Raw genomic sequence first — 20,079 nt, forward strand, 5'->3', positions numbered from 1 at the left:
AAAGTGTCTTTTTGTTTCCGTTTAGGACTAGGCATCGAGTTGCATACTGTACTCAAGTACGCCAAAGTGAGCTTACGACGTTATAAAGGAGGAACAAGAAGACAAGAGTTGCGGGCAACTGCCCGAAATTGGGTGGTACCGCGGATAAATACATTCGTCCCTGTCATGTAGATGGCAGGGATTTTCTTTTGCGTCTTAGTAAAAGGAGGTTGTTATGAAGCAATCTTTTAAAACAAGTAAACTCTACTATGGCTTTCCTATCTTCATTTTGGGGTATCAGGACCAGAATTTTTGACACAATATTACGACCTGTAGCTCCTCTTATAGCTTGGGAGATTGGCTAGTCATTGGTGTTGGTGCTGAAGAAAATGCGACTGAGCAGATTAAGCATTATCAACAGTTCACCGTGAATATCCCTGATGAAAATCTCATGTTCGAGATGGAGCAGGCTGGTTTTATCAGTCATCGAGAAAAATTGAAACACCTGGGGCTAGACTACGAGATTTCTGAACGGACTCAGGCACCGATTTTAGAGGCTTGTCCAGTCGTATTGGACTGTCAGGTAGATCGGATTATCGAGGAAGATGGAATCTGTCATATTTTTGCCAAGATTATCGAGCGACTTGCTGATCCAGATCTCTTGGATGAGAAAGGGCATTTTAAAAATGACCGTTTTTCACCGACTTACTTTATGGGGGACGGTCACCAGCGCGTTTATCGCTATTTAGATAACCGTGTTGACCCTATGGGGAGCTTCATAAAGAAAGCGAGGAAGAAGGATGTCAAGAGCTGAATTACCAGAACGATTAGAAACAGAACGTCTCGTTTTACGAGTCCGTACTGTGGCAGATGCTGAGGATATCCATGCCTACGCTAGTCTCCCAGAGGTCGCCTATCCAGCAGGCTTTCCTCCAGTCAAAACTTTTGAAGATGAGGTTTACTATCTAGAGTATATCCTTCCCGAACGCAATCAAAAGGAAAATCTCCCAGCTGGCTATGGGATTGTCGTCAAAGGAACCGATAAAGTCATTGGTTCTGTTGATTTCAACCATCGCCATGCGGATGATGTGCTAGAGCTTGGCTATACCTTGCATCCAAACTATTGGGGTCGAGGCTATGTACCAGAAGCAGCGTTTGCCTTGATTGACTTAGCCTTTAAAGATTTGGATCTTCACAAGATTGAACTGACTTGTTTTGGTTATAATATCCAAAGTCAACGAGTCGCGGAAAAGCTTGGCTTTACCCTCGAAGCCCGTATCCGAGACCGTAAAGATGTTCAAGGAAATCGCTGTGACAGCCTGACATATGGCTTGCTGAGGAGTGAGTGGGAGGTAATTTGATGCATCTTTTCATCATTGGGGCTCCGGCTTCTGGGAAAATGACGATTGGTCAAGAGTTATCTCGACTGACAGATGCTACCCTCTTTTATAACCATCAAGCCATCGATTTTGCACTAGAAATCTATCAGGATTATACAGAGGAGATGTGGGAATTTGTTCGTGGAATGACCTTTTCTTTCCTTGGAGCAAGTGCAAGAAATCAGCGATCAGTAATTTTAACTGACGTAATTGATTTTTCAAATCAGTACCAGCTGATGTATTTAAAGCAAATTCAGGATTTATTGGATAACTTTCATCAAGAGATTCTGTTTGTTGAGTTGGAAACAAGTCTTGAAGAGCGTTTACGTCGAAATCGAACGGAGAATCGATTAAAACACAAACCCTTAAAACGACATATTGAGGTATCTGAAAGAGAAATTTTAGAGACCGCTGAGACACTTCAATTAAATTCTCAACATCAACCGAATGAGTTGCACCATTACTTTAAAATAAATAATACGAGTTTGACTGCAAAAGAAGCTGCTAAGCAAATTCAAAATAAAATGAACAAAATAGAGAAAGGACAAACACATGTCTAAAGAACTTTCACCTAAATACAATCCAGCCGAGGTTGAGGCTGGTCGTTACCAAAAATGGCTTGACGCTGATGTTTTCAAGCCTTCAGGCGATCAAAAGGCTAAGCCTTATTCAATCGTCATTCCACCACCAAATGTAACTGGTAAGCTTCACCTTGGTCACGCTTGGGATACGACTTTGCAGGATATTATCATCCGTCAAAAACGCATGCAAGGTTTCGATACGCTTTGGCTTCCGGGGATGGACCATGCGGGGATTGCGACTCAGGCTAAGGTTGAGGAGCGCTTGCGTGGTGAAGGCATTACGCGTTATGACCTCGGTCGCGAAAAATTCCTCGATAAGGTTTGGGAATGGAAAGACGAATATGCCACTACTATCAAGGAACAATGGGGCAAGATGGGGCTCTCTGTAGACTACTCTCGTGAGCGTTTCACTCTTGACGAAGGTTTGTCAAAAGCCGTTCGCAAGGTCTTCGTGGACCTTTACAAGAAAGGCTGGATCTACCGTGGTGAGTTTATCATTAACTGGGACCCAGCAGCTCGCACAGCTCTTTCTGATATCGAGGTTATCCACAAGGACGTTGAAGGTGCCTTCTACCACATGAATTACATGCTGGAAGACGGTTCACGCTCCCTTGAAGTTGCGACCACTCGTCCTGAAACCATGTTTGGGGACGTTGCCGTTGCAGTCAACCCAGAAGACCCACGCTACAAGGACTTGATTGGTAAAAATGTCATCCTTCCAATTGCTAATAAATTAATCCCGATCGTTGGAGACGAGCACGCAGATCCTGAATTTGGTACTGGTGTCGTGAAAATCACGCCTGCCCACGATCCAAACGACTTCTTGGTTGGTCAACGCCACAACTTGCCACAAGTCAACGTCATGAACGACGACGGAACTATGAACGAGCTTGCCTTCGAATTTGCAGGCATGGACCGTTTTGAAGCTCGTAAGGCAGTCGTTGCTAAACTGGAAGAAATCGGTGCCCTTGTTAAAATCGAAAAACGTGTCCACAGTGTTGGTCACTCAGAGCGTACAGGTGTTGTGGTTGAACCACGCTTGTCTACTCAGTGGTTCGTCAAGATGGACCAATTGGCCAAAAATGCTATTGCCAACCAAGACACAGAGGACAAGGTAGAGTTCTACCCACCTCGTTTCAACGATACCTTCCTCCAATGGATGGAAAATGTCCACGACTGGGTAATCTCTCGTCAGCTTTGGTGGGGTCACCAAATCCCTGCTTGGTACAATGCTGAGGGTGAAATATATGTCGGCGAAGAAGCTCCAGAAGGTGACGGTTGGACTCAGGACGAAGATGTCTTGGATACGTGGTTCAGTTCGGCTCTTTGGCCATTCTCTACCATGGGCTGGCCGGATGTCGACTCAGAAGACTTCAAACGTTATTATCCAACATCAACTTTGGTGACTGGTTATGATATTATCCCGTTCTGGGTATCTCGAATGATTTTCCAAGGTTTGGAATTTACTGGAAAGTCGCCATTTAAAAATGCCTTGATTCATGGTCTCATTCGTGATGAGCAAGGACGCAAGATGTCGAAATCTCTCGGTAACGGGATTGATCCAATGGATGTTATTGATAAGTACGGAACAGATAGCCTTCGTTGGTTCCTTTCAAACGGTTCTGCACCAGGGCAAGACGTGCGTTTCTCTTATGAGAAAATGGATGCTTCATGGAACTTTATTAACAAAATCTGGAACATCTCTCGTTATATCCTCATGAATAATGAAGGTTTGACCCTTGAGCAAGCAACTGCCAATGTCGAAAAAGTGGTCAACAAGGAAGCTGGAAATGTCACAGACCGCTGGATTCTCCACAACCTCAATGAAACTATCGGTAAAGTTACTGAAAACTTTGACAAGTTTGAGTTTGGTGTGGCTGGACACATCCTCTACAACTTCATCTGGGATGAATTTGCGGACTGGTACGTTGAATTGACTAAGGAAGTCCTTTATAGCGACAACGAAGAAGAGAAAGTCATCACACGTTCTGTTCTCCTTTACACTCTGGACAAGATCCTTCGTCTCCTTCACCCAATCATGCCATTCGTGACAGAGGAAATCTTTGGACAAATCTCAGAAGGTTCTATCGTGACAGCAGAATACCCAACTGTTAACCCAGCCTTTGAGGACCTTGCGGCTCATACTGGTGTGGAAAGCCTCAAAGACTTGATCCGTGCCGTTCGTAATGCGCGTGCTGAAGTAAACGTAGCCCCAAGCAAGCCAATCACCATCCTTGTTAAGACAAGCGATAGCGACTTGGAAGCCTTCTTTAACAGCAACGTCAACTACATCAAACGCTTCACAAATCCAGAACACTTGGAAATCGCGTCAAATATTCCTGCGCCTGAACTTGCTATGTCAAGCGTCATCACAGGAGCAGAAATCTACCTGCCACTGGCAGACCTCCTCAATGTCGAAGAAGAACTGGCCCGTCTCGACAAGGAACTTGCTAAATGGCAAAAAGAACTGGACATGGTCGGTAAGAAGCTCTCTAACGAACGCTTCGTAGCCAACGCCAAACCAGAAGTCGTCCAAAAAGAACGCGACAAACAAGCCGACTATCAAGCTAAGTACGACGCGACCGTCGCACGTATTGATGAGATGAAGAAATTAATTTGAAATTTTTAGGGTAAGTAAAATGGGAATTCTACAGAAAATCTTACAAAACAAAATTGTCAATACAAATGGATATACTCGTTCTGATACTGGTACTAAAGTCCACGCATATTTACGGACTCATCCCAAAAATCAAGGTGCGGGTAAAAAACTTACAAGAAACATTATTAATGCCTTAAAAAAATAATATTAATCTATCAAAACACGGTGTAATGCCGTGTTTTTTTGATATAATAATGATTAAGAATATTTTAGAGGGACGATTTTTAATGACTGATAGGAATAAGGATACAAATGCCACAGCTTCTGCATTTGGATGGGATTTTCAATACAATCTAGCATTATATTTGGTGATGGACCAAGATCTTAGACAAGTTGAAAAATTTAAGGTAGAGGGTACCACAGAGGATATTGAAATTTACTTTCGCAATAAAGAGCCAATTTATATACAAGCCAAATCACAAGAAAATCCTTATTCAAAATCTACAACTACTCAACATTTGACTAATGCAATTAATTCTTTAATTAATGCTGTAAGTAAAGTTAATGAGGAATATAGTGAAGTGATTTACGGAAACAATATTGAAATACCTATAAGGGCAAATAAAAAAAATAATTTATTCGAAGGTAATAGAGTCAAGAGAAGCTATAGGAATCTCCCTGATGGCCATCGAAAGAAAATCGATTCTATTATTGATAAATCTGAAGTTATATTTGATAAAAATAAATTAAAAGAGAAACTTTTTATTTTAAAAGTTGAATTTTCTGAAGATGATGATGAGACTCGTTATCGATTTATTAAAGAGAAAGTAATCAATTGTTTAAATGGTATTGGACTGAAAGGTTACAAGGCAAATAGAATTTTTGCTTATTTACAAAATGAATTTAAAAATAATGCTTCTAAAAGAGTTGATTTAACTATACAAGAATTTGGTTGGTTGATTATTCTTTACAGTATTAATATTGAGGAGAATACTGTATATGAAATTTTTGATATTCCTCAAATTAGTGAAGAACGTTTAAAGACGGATTTTTCAGAGTTAATTTTTAAGAAGTCATTAGATTTTGAGCTTATTACATCAGTAATATCTGAATACAATAGGTTTTCTATTAGTTGTACTACAAGAAGAGATACCGAGATTAGTTTCATCAATGAATACTACAGTAAATATAGGGATGACATTTTAAATTTGGAAGATGTAATACCTAACGATTTTTTAGATGATTTAACAAAAGTGATATTGTTTCAAATCCTATCTTCATATTCAGACATAAATAGTGTCAAAAAGGGGTTAAGTATATGAAATTTAAGTTATTAAAGGTTATTAATGGATATGAATCAAAACTATTTGAGTTTGGTGAAAAAACAGAAATTCATAGTGATATCAATAGCGTGGGAAAATCAACATTGTTACGCTTATTATTTTATGCAATGGGATATCCAATACCGTCTACGAAAAAAATTAGATTTTCAAAATTACAAACTAAACTAGTCCTTGAAACTGAAAAAGAGATTATTTTAAGTCGCAGAGATAATAATATTTTGCTTGAAATAGAAGGTGTCACAGAAAACTTAGAATTGCCAAGAGATTTATATTATATTTTGGGTAAAGTATTTGAAACTAATAATATTAATGTTCTAGAAAGTCTTCTAGGGTGTATATATTTAGATCAAGATAAGGGGTGGACATTACTAAATAGAGGGACAGTCATTGGAGGAATAAAATTTAAGGTTGAAACTTTAATAGAGGGCATATCAGAAAAAGATATAGCTAATTTAAAAATAGAAGTAGAAAAAATAACATCTGAATTAAAGCGACTTAAAGAGCTACAAAAGATTGTATTATTTCAGAGTGAGAATTTTAACCTAATGGAACAAAGTAATTTCCAAAGCAATAAGAGCTCAGATATAGAAAAAGACATTTTGATTGTTAGGAGTAATAAAAACGAGTTATTAAAAAAATTATCAACTTTGAAAGAACTTGCTACAAAAAATGAAGGCTATCTTTCATATATCGAGAGCCTGGGGTTGAGTGTGCGATGCTCGACAGGGGAAATAGTTGAACTAAGTAGAGATAACATTTTAGGTTTTGATGATATACAAAAAATAATTGATTTACGAATATTTCATTTAAATCAAGAAATTGATAAATTATCCAAAAGAGAAATTGAACTCAAACAAGAAATTGAAAATTCTCAATACCTTGTCAGAGTTGAGAATCCTATTAAATTATTTGAGCAACGTTTACAACTTATAGTGGCACCCAGAGAAATTATTGAGGATGAAATTCGAAGGTTAAAGAAACGAAAGAAAGAACTTGAAAATTATATAAAAATTTCTTTACGTGATGATACTAATCAAAATCTTTTTGATAACATTTTAAAATTTGCTACAAAGTTAGGTGTTGAAGAATATTTGAATATAGATAAAAATTTTGTATTTACCTCAGATTTGAAATCCCTAAGTGGAACGGTGTTACATAAATTAGTATTTTGCTATAAAATGGCATATATAACGGAAATTCAAAAATACTTAGGGATTACCCTCCCAATAGTGCTTGATTCTCCTAGCGGGAGAGAGGTTGATCAAAAGAATATTGAGGACATGTTTAATATTTTGAATACAGATTTTAGATACAATCAGATTATTATCGCATCGATATTTAAGTATAGTGAATTTGATGCAGATAAACTTATCGATATACAGGAAAGTCTATTGGAACAATAATTTTTTTAGAAATCAGCTTACTACACAGTAAACTCAGTCAATTTGTTCCTACATCTCCCCTCACGACACCATCGGCTGGGTAGCAAAGAAATAAAAAGTCCTGTCACTTTCTCCCCCTTAACCTTTGACTATTCCGCAAAATTATCGTAAAATAAAGAGTAAATGATAAAATGAGGTCAGAGTCTGTTTACTCTGGCGATAGTAGTATAAATGAGGAGAAACGCTTTGGAATTAGAAGTATTTGCTGGGCAAGAAAAAAGTGAACTATCTATGATTGAGGTAGCGCGTGCTATCTTGGAACTTCGTGGTCGCGATCATGAGATGCATTTTAGCGATCTTGTAAACGAAATTCAAAACTACCTTGGAACATCAAACAGCGATATCCGTGAAGCCTTGCCTTTGTTCTACACAGAGTTGAACTTTGACGGTAGCTTCATCTCACTTGGAGACAATAAATGGGGCCTTCGTTCATGGTATGGTGTGGACGAAATCGACGAAGAAATCATCGCTCTTGAAGAAAATGACGACGATGAAGTAGCACCAAAAGCTAAGAAAAAACGCGTCAATGCCTTCATGGATGGTGATTCAGATGCCATTGACTACAATGCAGATGATCCAGAAGACGAAGATGCATACGAAGCAGATCCAGCTCTTTCATATGATGATGAAAATCCAGATGATGAGAAAAATGAAGTGGAAGCTTACGATGCAGAAATCAACGAAATCGCCCCAGATGACTTGGGTGAAGACGTGGATCTCAACGAAGAAGACGACGAGTTTTCAGATGATGATACTGAAAACATCGAGGAATAAAAGTTAGCTATTGACAATTATCCTATTTTTAGGTATCATATTGTTCGGGCACCTCTTTTAGAGGTCGGGGCTCCCTAGTTCTTAGGGAGCTATTTTTGTTTTTTCAAGAAGTTATCTTCTTGTATTTTGGTTGTGAATCTGGTGCAGTCGTCCCAGATTATTCTTATTAGTAGGGTCTTGTTTTCTATGTCCCCTCGTAGTTAACAGGGCCTTGAGCATTTTAGAAAGAGGAATCTATGTCTACGAAATATATTTTTGTAACTGGTGGTGTGGTGTCGTCTATTGGGAAAGGGATTGTCGCAGCGAGTCTGGGCCGTCTCTTGAAAAATCGTGGTCTCAAAGTAACCATTCAAAAATTTGACCCTTATATCAATATTGATCCGGGAACTATGAGTCCTTACCAGCACGGGGAAGTTTTTGTGACAGATGACGGAGCTGAGACAGATTTGGACTTGGGTCACTATGAACGTTTCATCGATATCAATCTTAACAAATATTCCAACGTGACAACTGGTAAAATTTACAGTGAAGTTCTTCGTAAGGAACGTCGTGGAGAATACCTTGGGGCAACTGTTCAGGTTATTCCTCATATCACAGATGCTTTGAAAGAAAAAATTAAGCGTGCCGCTCTAACGACAGACTCTGATGTCATTATCACAGAGGTCGGCGGAACTGTTGGGGATATCGAGTCCTTGCCATTCCTAGAGGCCCTTCGTCAGATGAAGGCAGATGTGGGTGCGGATAATGTCATGTACATCCATACAACCTTGCTTCCATACCTCAAGGCTGCTGGTGAAATGAAGACCAAACCAACCCAACACTCTGTAAAAGAATTGCGTGGATTGGGAATCCAACCAAATATGTTGGTTATTCGTACAGAAGAGCCAGCTGGTCAAGGAATTAAAAACAAACTGGCCCAGTTCTGTGATGTGGCACCAGAAGCCGTTATCGAATCGTTGGATGTTGAACACCTTTACCAAATTCCATTGAACTTGCAGGCTCAAGGTATGGATCAAATTGTCTGTGACCATTTGAAATTAGACGCACCAGTAGCGGATATGACAGAGTGGTCAGCTATGGTGGACAAGGTCATGAACCTCAAGAAACAAGTTAAAATTTCCCTTGTCGGTAAGTATGTTGAGTTGCAAGATGCCTACATTTCTGTGGTTGAAGCCTTGAAACACTCTGGTTATGCCAACGACGCAGAAGTTAAGATCAATTGGATCAATGCCAATGATGTTACAGCAGAGAATGTGGCAGAGCTTTTGTCTGATGCGGACGGAATCATCGTACCCGGTGGTTTTGGCCAACGTGGTACGGAAGGGAAAATCCAAGCCATCCGCTATGCGCGTGAGAATGATGTTCCAATGTTGGGTGTCTGCTTGGGAATGCAGTTGACTTGTATCGAGTTTGCTCGTCACGTTTTGGGTCTTGAAGGTGCCAATTCTGCAGAGCTTGCACCAGAAACAAAATACCCTATCATTGATATCATGCGTGATCAGATTGATGTTGAGGATATGGGGGGAACACTTCGCTTGGGACTTTATCCATCTAAGTTGAAACGTGGTTCTAAGGCAGCGGCTGCTTATCACAATCAAGAAGTGGTGCAACGTCGTCACCGTCACCGTTATGAGTTTAACAATGCCTTCCGTGAGCAGTTTGAGGCAGCAGGTTTTGTCTTCTCAGGTGTTTCTCCAGACAATCGTTTGGTCGAAATTGTGGAAATTCCTGAAAATAAATTCTTTGTAGCGTGTCAATATCACCCTGAACTTTCAAGTCGTCCAAACCGCCCAGAAGAACTCTACACTGCCTTTGTCACTGCAGCAGTTGAGAACAGTAATTAGCAAAATCAGAACCTTTGAGAAGAATCTCAGAGGTTTTTTGCTTGCATATTTAGGATAAGATTTGCAAAATAAAAACATAGTGATATAATTAACATAAAAAATCCTAAGGAGGATTTACAATGAAAAAAATCACATTATTTGGTTTGTCTCTAGCAGGCCTAGCTTTACTGACTTTTCCTCATTCAGGGCAGGCATTTGAGCTTAAAGAAGAATGGGTTGTTAAGTGTGGAGTGCAGTATCAAGATGGCAAGATTCTTCGGTTTAACAATGGTCATGAAGTGGATATCAAAGTCTTGGATTTGCCAAAAACCGAGAAAATCGAGTGGACAGTTAGTCTCAATGGTCAAGATCAGACTGTCAATTTCCTAGGTCAAGAAAAGGACAAGTCTATGATCGGGGAAGAAGGGCGTTACCTGAATTTCTATGTTCCATATGGCTATAGAGGAGATATCAAGGTAGAGGCCAAGAGCGGAAACGAAGTGAAGACCTGGTCAACGAAAGTTGTGGATGATATTCATAATGATAGTGGAAAGAGAGGTTACTATCGTATTGAAGAATCAAATAATCAATACACTTACCTCGATGCTAAATGGGATTATCAAACCAAGACTTACACTGCCACTTTACCAGAGACTGTTAATGGTCAAAAAGTTTTTGCTTGGGCAAATTATGACAATGACGAGTTGAAACTAGAAAAACTAAAATCTATCAGTCATAAATATGATGATGGAGGATCTTTCAAAGAACTTTATCCGATTGTAAAAGCAGAAAGCTGGTTAAAATCAAACCAAAACTGGTACTATCAAAAACAAGGTCAATTAGTACAGAATGCTTGGGTTAAAGACAAGGAAACTTGGTACTTTATGAATGATAAAGGAGTCATGTTCAATCAAACTTGGCTTTATCAAGGTAGCAACTGGTATGCCTTTAAATCATCAGGAGCCATGATTGCGAGTGACTGGCTTTACGATCAAGGCAAGTGGTACTATTTATCAACTTCAGGAGCCATGAAAGAAAGCACTTGGGTTTATGACAAGGGAGAATGGTATTATGTAAGTTCTTCTGGTGCCATGCTAGCGAATGATTGGGTCAAAGATAATGGCAAGTGGTATTATCTAGCTTCATCAGGTAAGATGCTTCGTAATACTTACACACCTGATGGTTACTACGTTGGCAACTCAGGCGCCTGGCAATAAGAATCATACTCTTCGAAAATCTCTTCAAACCACGTCAGCTTCATCCACAACCTCAAAACGCTGTTTTGAGCAACCTGCGGCTAGCTTCCTAGTTTACTCTTTGATTTTCATTGAGTATAAGAAGTCCTTTTCCTTAAAGGAAGAGGCTTTTTACTTGCTTTTCTGCTGCTTCCTCATTTGTCCTAAAGCCTTTTTTGTGTTAAAATGAATGGTATGAAAGCTAAAAAAATGTGGATGGCAGGCTTGGCTCTGCTTGGTATTGGTAGCCTTGCCCTTGCTACGAAAAAAGTTGCAGATGACCGTAAGCTCATGAAGACTCAGGAAGAATTGACAGCAATTGTGCGAGACCATTTTTCAGACATGGGGGAAATTGCGACCCTATATGTTCAAGTTTATGAAAGCAGTCTAGAGAGCTTGGTTGGTGGCGTCATTTTTGAGGATGGCCGTCATTATACCTTTGTCTATGAAAATGAAGACCTAGTCTATGAGGAGGAAGTCTTATGATACAACCAGCAAGTTTAGAAGAATTAGCATCTTTAGTGGAAAAAGATGGGAAGAAAGTCTTTCTTTTTGTAGCAGACTGGTGTGGCGATTGTCGTTATATCTATCCTGCCTTACCAGAAATTGAGGAGACCAATCCAGAGTTTACCTTTATTCGAGTGGATAGAGACCAGTATATGGATTTGGCCAAACTCTGGGATGTATATGGAATCCCCAGCCTTGTTGTACTAGAAAAGGACAAGGAAATCGGCCGTTTTGTTAATCGCGATCGTAAAAGCAAGCAACAAATTAATGACTTTTTAGCAGGATTGAAATAGGAGAAAATAGAAACAATGATTTTTACATATAACAAAGAACATGTCGGCGATGTCCTTATGGTCATCGCGAAAAATAGCGGAGATGTCAAACTGGACGTGGAGCGCAAAGGCAAGGTGGCTCGTGTTTTCCTCAAAGAAACTGGAGAAACAGTTGCTTGGAATATTTTTGAAGTTTCAAATTTGTTTGAAATTGCAGAGCGCGGTCAAGTCTTTTTGTCAGATGAGCAAGTAGCACGTTTAAACCAAGAGTTGCAGGCAGAAGGTTTTACAGAAGAAATTGTCAATGACAAGGAACCTAAGTTTGTTGTTGGTGAAATTGTCGAGATGGTAGCTCATCCAGATAGTGACCACCTCAACATCTGCCAAGTTGCAGTCGCAAGTGACAAGACAGTGCAAATCGTAGCAGGGGCTCCCAATGCGCGTGTGGGATTGAAAACCATTGTAGCTCTTCCAGGAGCTATGATGCCCAAAGGCAATCTTATTTTCCCAGGTGAGCTTCGTGGCGAAAAGAGTTTTGGCATGATGTGTAGCCCTCGTGAATTGCATTTGCCAAATGCTCCGCAAAAACGTGGTATTATTGAATTATCAGAAGACCAAGTTGTCGGGACTCCATTTGATCCAGCTAAGCACTGGACTGCCTAAGAAGTTGTTAGTATCTGATAGACCAGCTAGAAGGAAATAAGATGGCAAAAAATGTTGTGATTACAGGAGCGACATCAGGTATTGGTGAAGCAATTGCGCGTGCTTATTTGGAGCAGGGTGAGAATGTCGTTCTAACTGGACGACGGACAGATAGACTAGAAGCTCTTAAGTCGGAGTTTGCAGAAGTCTTTCCAAATCAAACAGTTTGGACTTTTCCGCTAGATGTCACGGATATGACCATGGTAAAGACTGTCTGCTCTGATATTCTAGAAACGATAGGGAAGATTGACATTTTGGTTAATAACGCCGGACTGGCTCTTGGCTTGGCTCCCTATCAAGACTATGAAGAGCTGGATATGTTGACCATGCTGGATACCAATGTCAAAGGTTTGATGGCAGTCACTCGCTCTTTCTTGCCAGCAATGGTAAAAGCCAATCAAGGACATATCATCAACATGGGGTCAACCGCAGGAATCTACGCCTATGCGGGTGCTGCTGTTTATTCAGCTACCAAGGCAGCGGTTAAGACCTTTTCGGATGGACTGCGAATTGATACCATCGCAACGGATATCAAGGTTACAACCATTCAGCCTGGAATTGTCGAAACAGATTTTTCAACGGTACGTTTTCATGGTGACAAAGAGCGGGCTGCGACGGTTTATCAGGGAATTGAGGCCTTGCAAGCTCAGGATGTTGCAGACACAGTAGTCTATGTGACCAGTCAACCTCGTCGTGTGCAGATTACAGATATGACCATTATGGCCAATCAACAGGCGACAGGATTTATGGTTCATAAAAAGTAAAAAATTTTCTCGAAAAGTTACAAATTTCTGTAACTTTTTTTGATTTCCTACGAATAGATAAGTAGGAGGAAAAAATATGTATAATAAAGTTATCATGATTGGACGTTTAACGTCTACACCAGAATTGCATAAAACCAACAATGACAAGTCAGTAGCGCGAGCAACTATCGCTGTAAATCGTCGTTACAAAGACCAAAACGGTGAACGCGAAGCTGATTTTGTCAATATGGTCCTTTGGGGCAGACTAGCAGAAAGCTTGGCTAGCTACGCAACTAAAGGTAGTCTCATTTCAGTGGATGGAGAATTACGTACCCGTCGTTTTGAGAAAAATGGTCAAATGAATTATGTGACCGAAGTACTTGTGACAGGATTCCAACTTCTGGAAAGTCGTGCCCAACGTGCCATGCGTGAAAATAATGCAGGCCAAGATTTGGCGGATTTGGTTTTGGAAGAGGAGGAATTGCCGTTTTAAACATTGAAAAGTCTGAGTTGGTCTCAGGCTTTTTATCTTGAGAAAGTTAGACTTTTTCCTTGACTATTTCTGACCAAGTGATACAATAGAACTATAAATTAGCACTCAGATATAAAGAGTGCTAATAATATGTAGTTCATCATGGAGGAAAACAGATGTTGAAACCATTAGGGGACCGTGTGGTCTTAAAAGTAGAAGAAAAAGAACAAACTGTTGGAGGTTTTGTCCTCGCAGGTTCAGCACAAGAAAAAACTAAAACAGCCAAAGTTGTGGCTACTGGACAAGGTGTTCGTACCTTGAACGGTGACTTGGTTGCTCCAAGTGTTAAGACTGGAGACCGTGTCTTAGTTGAAGCCCACGCAGGTCTTGATGTCAAAGATGGTGATGAGAAGTACATCATCGTTGGCGAAGCTAACATCTTGGCTATCATTGAAGAATAGAAGGAGAAAGTAAGTATGTCAAAAGAAATTAAATTTTCATCTGATGCTCGTTCAGCCATGGTCCGTGGTGTCGATATCCTTGCAGATACTGTTAAAGTAACTTTGGGACCAAAAGGTCGTAATGTTGTGTTGGAAAAATCATTTGGCTCACCTTTGATTACCAATGACGGGGTGACCATTGCTAAAGAAATCGAATTGGAAGACCATTTTGAAAATATGGGTGCCAAATTGGTATCAGAAGTAGCTTCAAAAACCAATGATATTGCAGGTGATGGGACTACAACTGCAACTGTTTTGACCCAAGCAATCGTCCGTGAAGGAATCAAAAACGTCACAGCAGGTGCAAATCCAATCGGCATTCGTCGTGGGATTGAAACAGCAGTTGCAGCAGCAGTTGAAGCCTTGAAAAACAATGCTATTCCTGTTGCCAACAAAGAAGCCATCGCTCAGGTTGCCGCCGTCTCTTCTCGTTCTGAAAAAGTTGGTGAGTACATCTCTGAAGCTATGGAAAAAGTTGGCAAAGATGGAGTCATTACTATCGAAGAATCACGTGGTATGGAAACAGAACTTGAAGTTGTGGAAGGAATGCAGTTTGACCGTGGTTATCTTTCACAGTATATGGTAACAGATAGCGAAAAAATGGTAGCTGACCTCGAAAATCCATACATTTTGATTACTGATAAGAAGATTTCAAATATCCAAGAAATCTTGCCACTCCTAGAAAGTATTCTCCAAAGCAATCGTCCTCTCTTGATTATTGCAGATGATGTGGATGGCGAGGCTCTTCCTACTCTTGTTTTGAACAAGATTCGTGGAACTTTCAACGTGGTAGCTGTCAAAGCTCCTGGCTTCGGTGACCGTCGTAAAGCGATGCTTGAAGATATCGCCATCTTGACAGGTGGAACAGTTATCACAGAAGATCTTGGTCTTGAGTTGAAAGACGCGACAATTGAAGCCCTTGGTCAAGCAGCGAGAGTAACTGTGGACAAAGATAGCACGGTTATCGTAGAAGGTGCGGGAAATCCTGAAGCGATTTCACACCGTGTTGCAGTTATCAAGTCTCAAATCGAAACCACAACTTCTGAATTTGACCGTGAAAAATTGCAAGAACGCTTGGCCAAATTGTCAGGTGGTGTAGCGGTTATTAAGGTCGGAGCCGCAACTGAAACTGAGTTGAAAGAAATGAAACTTCGCATCGAAGATGCCCTCAACGCTACTCGTGCAGCTGTTGAAGAAGGAATCGTTGCAGGTGGTGGAACAGCCCTTGTAAATGTTATCCCAGCCGTGGCTGATTTGGAATTGACAGGAGATGAAGCGACAGGGCGCAATATTGTTCTCCGTGCCTTGGAAGAACCTGTTCGTCAAATTGCCCACAATGCAGGATTTGAAGGATCTATCGTTATCGATCGTTTGAAAAATGCTGAAGTTGCTACAGGATTCAACGCAGCAACTGGTGAGTGGGTTAACATGATTGATCAAGGGATTATCGACCCAGTTAAAGTGAGTCGTTCAGCCTTACAAAATGCAGCATCTGTAGCCAGCTTGATTTTGACTACGGAAGCAGTTGTAGCCAATAAACCAGAACCAGCAGCCCCAGCTCCAGCCATGGATCCAAGCATGATGGGTGGCATGATGTAAGCTTTCTATAGAAAACAACTTATAAAAAACACAAAAGGAGGGAATGCCTACCCCTCCTTTTTATGATATTCACTTCTAAATTGATTTGAGCTCTCCTAACTTATATGATAAAATAAGATTAGAAAAAGGAGAAGAACATGATCGATGTAGAAGAAATTCTGAGCAAGATGAACCCCAATCAGAAGATTAATTATGACCGTGTCATGCAGAAGATGGTACAAGTATGGGAGAAAAATGAGCAACGTCCAACTATTCTCATGCATGTTTGCTGTGCCCCTTGCAGTACCTATACTCTAGAATATCTGACACAGTATGCAGACGTGACCATCTATTTTGCTAATTCAAATATCCATCCCAAGGCAGAATACCATAAGCGTGCCTATGTGACTAAAAAGTTTGTCAGTGATTTCAATGAGCGGACTGGCAATTACGTTCAATACCTAGAAGCTCCTTATGAACCTAACGAATATCGTAAACTGGTTCGAGGTTTGGAAGAAGAGCCTGAAGGTGGCGACCGTTGCAAGGTTTGCTTTGACTACCGCCTGGATAAAACAGCGCAAGTGGCTATGGACTTGGGATTTGACTACTTTGGCTCAGCTTTGACCATCAGTCCCCATAAGAATTCTCAAACCATCAACAGCATCGGAATCGATGTGCAAAAAATTTATACAACCCATTATCTTCCAAGTGATTTCAAGAAAAATCAAGGCTACAAACGTTCAGTAGAGATGTGTGAAGAGTATGACATCTACCGTCAATGTTATTGTGGATGTGTCTATGCAGCCCAGGCTCAGAATATTGATTTGGTTCAGGTTAAGAAGGACGCCACAGCTTTCTTACTGGATAAGGATGTTGAAAAAGACTATTCTCACATCAAATTTACAGTTACAAAATTAGATATATAAGGATAAGCCCAGCTGAAAAACTGGGTTTTTAAAATAAAAAAACCAGGGCTTTCACCCTAGTTTGACAACTTTACCGATTCTTTAGTTCTACATAGCGCTTGTACCAAATGTTTACATAGGCTTCTGAGAAAGGACCTCGTCCATTGTTAATCCAATCAACAAGAATTTTGACATGTTCTTTTAAAATATAGTCCAAGTCATCAGAATAATTCATTTTGCGTTTGTGACGCTCATACTCCTCAACGTCCAAGAGACGTTTCTCTCCATCTGTAAAAATTTTAACATCTAAATCATAATCAATATACTTCAGTGCTTCTTCATCCAGATAGTAGGGACTAGCCATATTGCAATAGTAGGAAATTCCATTATCACGAATCATGGCAATGATATTAAACCAATATTTCTTGTGAAAGTAAACAATAGCTGGTTCTCGAGTGACCCAACGACGACCATCACTTTCGGTAACAAGTGTATGATCGTTGACACCAATAATGGCGTTTTCTGTTGTTTTTAGTACCATGGTGTCCCGCCAAGTTCGGTGGAGACTCCCATCATGCTTATAACTTTGAATTGTAATAAAGTCGCCTTCTTTTGGAAGCTTCATAACTAACCAACTTTCTACAATTTATAAGTTTATCGTTTACTATTGTACCATAAAATTACCTAAAATCTGTGAATTTTACATGAAAATATTAAAGATATTCTCTGAGAGCGCTCGCTATATCCGAAAAATCGTAGCCTTTTCGTGCTAAAACTTGGGTTAAACGCTGTTTAAGTTCGTATCCTTCATATTTTCGGGCATACTTGGCATATTGCTTATCAAGTTCCTTGAAGATGAGTTCTTGAGTCGTTTCTTCATCAACTTGACTATCCAACTGCTCAAAGGCAGTTTTAGCATCAGAGTAAGAGAAGCCCTTGTTGGTCAAGTTTTGGATAATCTTATCTTGCAAGGCACGAGCTGGAAGTTTTCCCTCATATTTTTTCAATAGTTTATTAGCTACACGTTGAGCAACTTCAGAAAAATCAAATTCTTTCAGTATCTCTTCTATAGTAGATTTTGAAATCCCCTTTTGTGCTAGTTTCTGAGTCAGTACATAAGGTCCCTTGTCTCCTGAAAGTTGATTGGCATTGATTATAGCATAAGCGTACTGGCCATCATTAATCCACTTATCTTCTTTAAGATTAATAATGACTTGAGAAACGATGTTTTCATCAATATCGTATTTTTTCAGATATTCTCTGACTTCTTTTTCAGTACGTGCTTTAAAGGATAGGTGGTAGAGAGCTAGATTTTTACCGTAAGAAAATTTGGCAAAGTCCTGAATCTCTTTCAATTCTTCTTCACTTATCACCTTATCTCTTGATAACATAAAACGAACAATAGTATCTTCAGTAATGTAGCATTTGTCGCCATTATCAAGCTCCATCAGATAGAGTCTTTTTTTCTTTTCAAGTTTTGTGATTTTCATAGTTCTATTATAACTCAAAATGTGATAAGATAGGGGTATGAATCTGAAAGTGAAACAAAAAATACCATTAAAAATCAAGCGCATGGGAATTAATGGCGAGGGAATCGGCTTTTACCAAAAAACGTTAGTTTTTGTACCTGGAGCACTAAAAGGAGAAGATATCTATTGTCAGATTACTTCTATTAAACGCAACTTTGTTGAAGCAAAATTACTAAAGGTCAACAAGAAGTCTAAATTCCGAGTTGTGCCAGCTTGTACTATTTACAATGAGTGCGGAGGCTGCCAAATCATGCACCTGCATTATGATAAACAACTGGAATTCAAGACGGACTTACTTTACCAAGCGCTGAAAAAATTTGCCCCTGCAGGATATGAAAACTATGAAATCCGTCCAACTATTGGAATGCAGGAACCAAAGTACTACCGTGCTAAGTTACAATTTCAGACTCGAAAATTTAAAAATCAGGTCAAGGCAGGTCTGTATGCACAAAACTCTCACTATTTAGTAGAGTTGAAAGACTGCCTGGTACAAGACAAGGAAACCCAAGTGATTGCTAATCGTCTAGCAGAATTACTTACTTATCACCAGATTCCAATCACCGATGAGAGAAAAGTTCTTGGTGTTAGGACTATTATGGTCCGACGAGCAAGAAAGACTGGACAGGTTCAGATTATTATTGTTACAAACTGCCAGCTTAATTTCACAAAACTGGTAAAAGATTTAGTTAAAGATTTTCCAGAAGTTGTGACAGTAGCTGTAAATACAAATACAGCTAAAACAAGTGAAATATATGGTGAAAAGACAGAGATTATCTGGGGACAAGAGAGTATTCAAGAAGGTGTACTCGATTATGAATTTTCACTATCTCCTCGAGCTTTCTATCAACTAAATCCTGAACAAACAGAGGTTCTTTATAACGAGGCGGTAAAAGCCTTGGATGTAAATAAAGAAGACCATTTGATTGATGCTTATTGTGGAGTTGGAACGATTGGATTTGCCTTTGCAAAGAAAGTAAAAACACTCAGAGGTATGGATATTATTCCAGAAGCTATTGAAGATGCTAAGCGAAATGCTAAAAGAATGGGATTTGACAATACGCATTATGAAGCTGGAACAGCAGAAGAGATTATTCCTCGTTGGTACAAGGAAGGCTACCGAGCAGATGCTCTGATTGTGGACCCACCACGTACAGGTCTGGATGATAAGTTATTAGATACTATTCTTACTTATGTACCAGAAAAAATGGTTTATATTTCTTGCAATGTTTCGACCTTGGCTCGTGATTTGGTACGCTTAGTAGAAGTCTATGATCTTCATTATATCCAGTCGGTCGATATGTTCCCACATACAGCTCGAACTGAAGCTGTTGTAAAATTAATAAAAAAAGTTTAAAAAAGTAGTTGACAAAGTTTAAAAAGTCGGTATAATAGTAAGAGTTGAAAATAACAACTCTGGTCCGTTGGTCAAGGGGTTAAGACACCGCCTTTTCACGGCGGTAACACGGGTTCGAATCCCGTACGGACTATGGTATGTTGCGGTTGAAACACTTGATGAAAAAAGTTTTAAAAAAGTTTCAAAAAAGTGTTGACAAGCAAAAGCGACTGTGATATACTAATATAGTTGTCACTTGAGAGAAGCGAGTGACAAAGACCTTTGAAAACTGAACAAGACGAACCAATGTGCAGGGCACTACAACTAAGGTTGTAGTACTGAACAATGAAAAAAACAATAAATCTGTCAGTGACAGAAATGAG

19 protein-coding genes, 1 tRNA gene and 1 pseudogene are annotated in these 20,079 nt (G+C 39.7%); 19 read left to right on the top strand and 2 right to left on the bottom strand.

The annotated features are described in order from the left end of the window. The first annotated feature begins 214 nt into the window (after positions 1–214). From QS39_RS04235 to QS39_RS04320, 17 genes and pseudogenes are all read left to right on the top strand, one after another. Positions 215–793 (top strand): annotated as a pseudogene (locus QS39_RS04235) (flavin reductase family protein). Next, positions 780–1,340 (top strand): GNAT family N-acetyltransferase, encoded by a 561-nt coding sequence (locus QS39_RS04240; protein ID WP_077804725.1) that lies wholly within the window; start codon positions 780–782, stop codon positions 1,338–1,340. The pseudogene QS39_RS04235 and the gene QS39_RS04240 overlap by 14 nt, the downstream one beginning before the upstream one ends. Beyond that, positions 1,340–1,918: an AAA family ATPase gene (locus QS39_RS04245; RefSeq protein WP_077804726.1), complete on the top strand. Its 579-nt coding sequence runs from the start codon at positions 1,340–1,342 to the stop codon at positions 1,916–1,918. The genes QS39_RS04240 and QS39_RS04245 overlap by 1 nt, the downstream gene beginning before the upstream one ends. Next, on the top strand, positions 1,911–4,559 hold the full coding sequence (locus QS39_RS04250) for a valine--tRNA ligase (protein WP_077804727.1): 2,649 nt from the start codon (positions 1,911–1,913) through the stop codon (positions 4,557–4,559). Before QS39_RS04245 ends, QS39_RS04250 begins: the two co-directional genes overlap by 8 nt. A gap of 233 nt (positions 4,560–4,792) precedes the next feature. Next, complete coding sequence (locus QS39_RS04255; RefSeq protein WP_142761242.1) at positions 4,793–5,860, top strand: hypothetical protein; 1,068 nt, start codon at positions 4,793–4,795, stop codon at positions 5,858–5,860. After that, positions 5,857–7,284: a hypothetical protein gene (locus QS39_RS04260; protein WP_077804729.1), complete on the top strand. Its 1,428-nt coding sequence runs from the start codon at positions 5,857–5,859 to the stop codon at positions 7,282–7,284. Before QS39_RS04255 ends, QS39_RS04260 begins: the two co-directional genes overlap by 4 nt. 225 nt (positions 7,285–7,509) lie before the next feature. Next, a complete protein-coding gene (gene rpoE / locus QS39_RS04265) occupies positions 7,510–8,097 on the top strand; it encodes a DNA-directed RNA polymerase subunit delta (protein ID WP_000418409.1) in 588 nt (195 codons plus the stop codon). Positions 8,098–8,333: 236 nt separating this feature from the next. Next, the gene (locus QS39_RS04270; RefSeq protein ID WP_000105246.1) at positions 8,334–9,941 is read left to right on the top strand and encodes a CTP synthase; all 1,608 of its coding nucleotides are present in this window, start codon (positions 8,334–8,336) and stop codon (positions 9,939–9,941) included. A gap of 119 nt (positions 9,942–10,060) precedes the next feature. Beyond that, positions 10,061–11,137, top strand: a complete 1,077-nt coding sequence (locus tag QS39_RS04275) for an N-acetylmuramoyl-L-alanine amidase family protein (RefSeq protein ID WP_180375001.1) — start codon at positions 10,061–10,063, stop codon at positions 11,135–11,137. A 204-nt stretch (positions 11,138–11,341) separates the two neighbouring features. Continuing rightward, positions 11,342–11,641, top strand: coding sequence for a DUF4651 domain-containing protein (locus QS39_RS04285; RefSeq protein WP_001013971.1), 300 nt, complete (start codon positions 11,342–11,344; stop codon positions 11,639–11,641). Continuing rightward, positions 11,638–11,955 (top strand): thioredoxin family protein, encoded by a 318-nt coding sequence (locus tag QS39_RS04290; RefSeq protein ID WP_000615777.1) that lies wholly within the window; start codon positions 11,638–11,640, stop codon positions 11,953–11,955. Before QS39_RS04285 ends, QS39_RS04290 begins: the two co-directional genes overlap by 4 nt. Before the next feature lie 15 nt (positions 11,956–11,970). Continuing rightward, positions 11,971–12,597: a YtpR family tRNA-binding protein gene (gene ytpR, locus QS39_RS04295; RefSeq protein WP_077804731.1), complete on the top strand. Its 627-nt coding sequence runs from the start codon at positions 11,971–11,973 to the stop codon at positions 12,595–12,597. A 41-nt stretch (positions 12,598–12,638) separates the two neighbouring features. Continuing rightward, positions 12,639–13,400: an SDR family NAD(P)-dependent oxidoreductase gene (locus QS39_RS04300; protein WP_077804732.1), complete on the top strand. Its 762-nt coding sequence runs from the start codon at positions 12,639–12,641 to the stop codon at positions 13,398–13,400. A gap of 76 nt (positions 13,401–13,476) precedes the next feature. Then, complete coding sequence (locus QS39_RS04305; protein WP_000282465.1) at positions 13,477–13,872, top strand: single-stranded DNA-binding protein; 396 nt, start codon at positions 13,477–13,479, stop codon at positions 13,870–13,872. A gap of 155 nt (positions 13,873–14,027) precedes the next feature. Further along, complete coding sequence (gene groES / locus QS39_RS04310; RefSeq protein ID WP_077804733.1) at positions 14,028–14,312, top strand: co-chaperone GroES; 285 nt, start codon at positions 14,028–14,030, stop codon at positions 14,310–14,312. 15 nt (positions 14,313–14,327) lie between these two features. Further along, positions 14,328–15,950, top strand: a complete 1,623-nt coding sequence (gene groL / locus QS39_RS04315) for a chaperonin GroEL (protein ID WP_077804734.1) — start codon at positions 14,328–14,330, stop codon at positions 15,948–15,950. A gap of 137 nt (positions 15,951–16,087) precedes the next feature. Continuing rightward, the gene (locus QS39_RS04320; protein ID WP_077804735.1) at positions 16,088–16,855 is read left to right on the top strand and encodes an epoxyqueuosine reductase QueH; all 768 of its coding nucleotides are present in this window, start codon (positions 16,088–16,090) and stop codon (positions 16,853–16,855) included. Positions 16,856–16,925: 70 nt separating this feature from the next. Here the strand turns inward: QS39_RS04320 and ntdP are convergent, their stop codons facing one another. Further along, a complete protein-coding gene (gene ntdP / locus QS39_RS04325) occupies positions 16,926–17,459 on the bottom strand; it encodes a nucleoside tri-diphosphate phosphatase (RefSeq protein ID WP_000775316.1) in 534 nt (177 codons plus the stop codon). A gap of 88 nt (positions 17,460–17,547) precedes the next feature. Beyond that, positions 17,548–18,324, bottom strand: coding sequence for a recombination regulator RecX (gene recX / locus QS39_RS04330; protein WP_077804736.1), 777 nt, complete (start codon positions 18,322–18,324; stop codon positions 17,548–17,550). 37 nt (positions 18,325–18,361) lie between these two features. On the opposite strand from recX, the gene rlmD reads away from it, so the two are divergent. Together rlmD and QS39_RS04340 are read left to right on the top strand one after the other, a co-directional pair. Further along, positions 18,362–19,717, top strand: coding sequence for a 23S rRNA (uracil(1939)-C(5))-methyltransferase RlmD (rlmD, locus tag QS39_RS04335; protein WP_077804737.1), 1,356 nt, complete (start codon positions 18,362–18,364; stop codon positions 19,715–19,717). A 61-nt stretch (positions 19,718–19,778) separates the two neighbouring features. Beyond that, positions 19,779–19,850: transfer RNA gene (locus tag QS39_RS04340), tRNA-Glu, on the top strand. The last annotated feature ends 229 nt before the right edge of the window (positions 19,851–20,079 follow it).

The sequence above is a fragment of the Streptococcus mitis genome (genome assembly GCF_002005545.1).
Taxonomy (GTDB): Bacteria; Bacillota; Bacilli; order Lactobacillales; family Streptococcaceae; genus Streptococcus; species Streptococcus mitis_I.

Bases quoted from the DNA above. Each gene is read 5' to 3' on its own strand.
- QS39_RS04240 (WP_077804725.1), top strand. From the start codon at position 780: ATGTCAAGAGCTGAATTACCAGAACGATTAGAAACAGAACGTCTCGTT.
- QS39_RS04245 (WP_077804726.1), top strand. From the start codon at position 1,340: ATGCATCTTTTCATCATTGGGGCTCCGGCTTCTGGGAAAATGACGATT.
- QS39_RS04250 (WP_077804727.1), top strand. From the start codon at position 1,911: ATGTCTAAAGAACTTTCACCTAAATACAATCCAGCCGAGGTTGAGGCT.
- QS39_RS04255 (WP_142761242.1), top strand. From the start codon at position 4,793: ATGATTAAGAATATTTTAGAGGGACGATTTTTAATGACTGATAGGAAT.
- QS39_RS04260 (WP_077804729.1), top strand. From the start codon at position 5,857: ATGAAATTTAAGTTATTAAAGGTTATTAATGGATATGAATCAAAACTA.
- QS39_RS04270 (WP_000105246.1), top strand. From the start codon at position 8,334: ATGTCTACGAAATATATTTTTGTAACTGGTGGTGTGGTGTCGTCTATT.
- QS39_RS04275 (WP_180375001.1), top strand. From the start codon at position 10,061: ATGAAAAAAATCACATTATTTGGTTTGTCTCTAGCAGGCCTAGCTTTA.
- QS39_RS04285 (WP_001013971.1), top strand. From the start codon at position 11,342: ATGAATGGTATGAAAGCTAAAAAAATGTGGATGGCAGGCTTGGCTCTG.
- QS39_RS04290 (WP_000615777.1), top strand. From the start codon at position 11,638: ATGATACAACCAGCAAGTTTAGAAGAATTAGCATCTTTAGTGGAAAAA.
- ytpR (WP_077804731.1), top strand. From the start codon at position 11,971: ATGATTTTTACATATAACAAAGAACATGTCGGCGATGTCCTTATGGTC.
- QS39_RS04300 (WP_077804732.1), top strand. From the start codon at position 12,639: ATGGCAAAAAATGTTGTGATTACAGGAGCGACATCAGGTATTGGTGAA.
- QS39_RS04305 (WP_000282465.1), top strand. From the start codon at position 13,477: ATGTATAATAAAGTTATCATGATTGGACGTTTAACGTCTACACCAGAA.
- groES (WP_077804733.1), top strand. From the start codon at position 14,028: ATGTTGAAACCATTAGGGGACCGTGTGGTCTTAAAAGTAGAAGAAAAA.
- groL (WP_077804734.1), top strand. From the start codon at position 14,328: ATGTCAAAAGAAATTAAATTTTCATCTGATGCTCGTTCAGCCATGGTC.
- QS39_RS04320 (WP_077804735.1), top strand. From the start codon at position 16,088: ATGATCGATGTAGAAGAAATTCTGAGCAAGATGAACCCCAATCAGAAG.
- ntdP (WP_000775316.1), bottom strand. From the start codon at position 17,459: ATGAAGCTTCCAAAAGAAGGCGACTTTATTACAATTCAAAGTTATAAG.
- recX (WP_077804736.1), bottom strand. From the start codon at position 18,324: ATGAAAATCACAAAACTTGAAAAGAAAAAAAGACTCTATCTGATGGAG.
- rlmD (WP_077804737.1), top strand. From the start codon at position 18,362: ATGAATCTGAAAGTGAAACAAAAAATACCATTAAAAATCAAGCGCATG.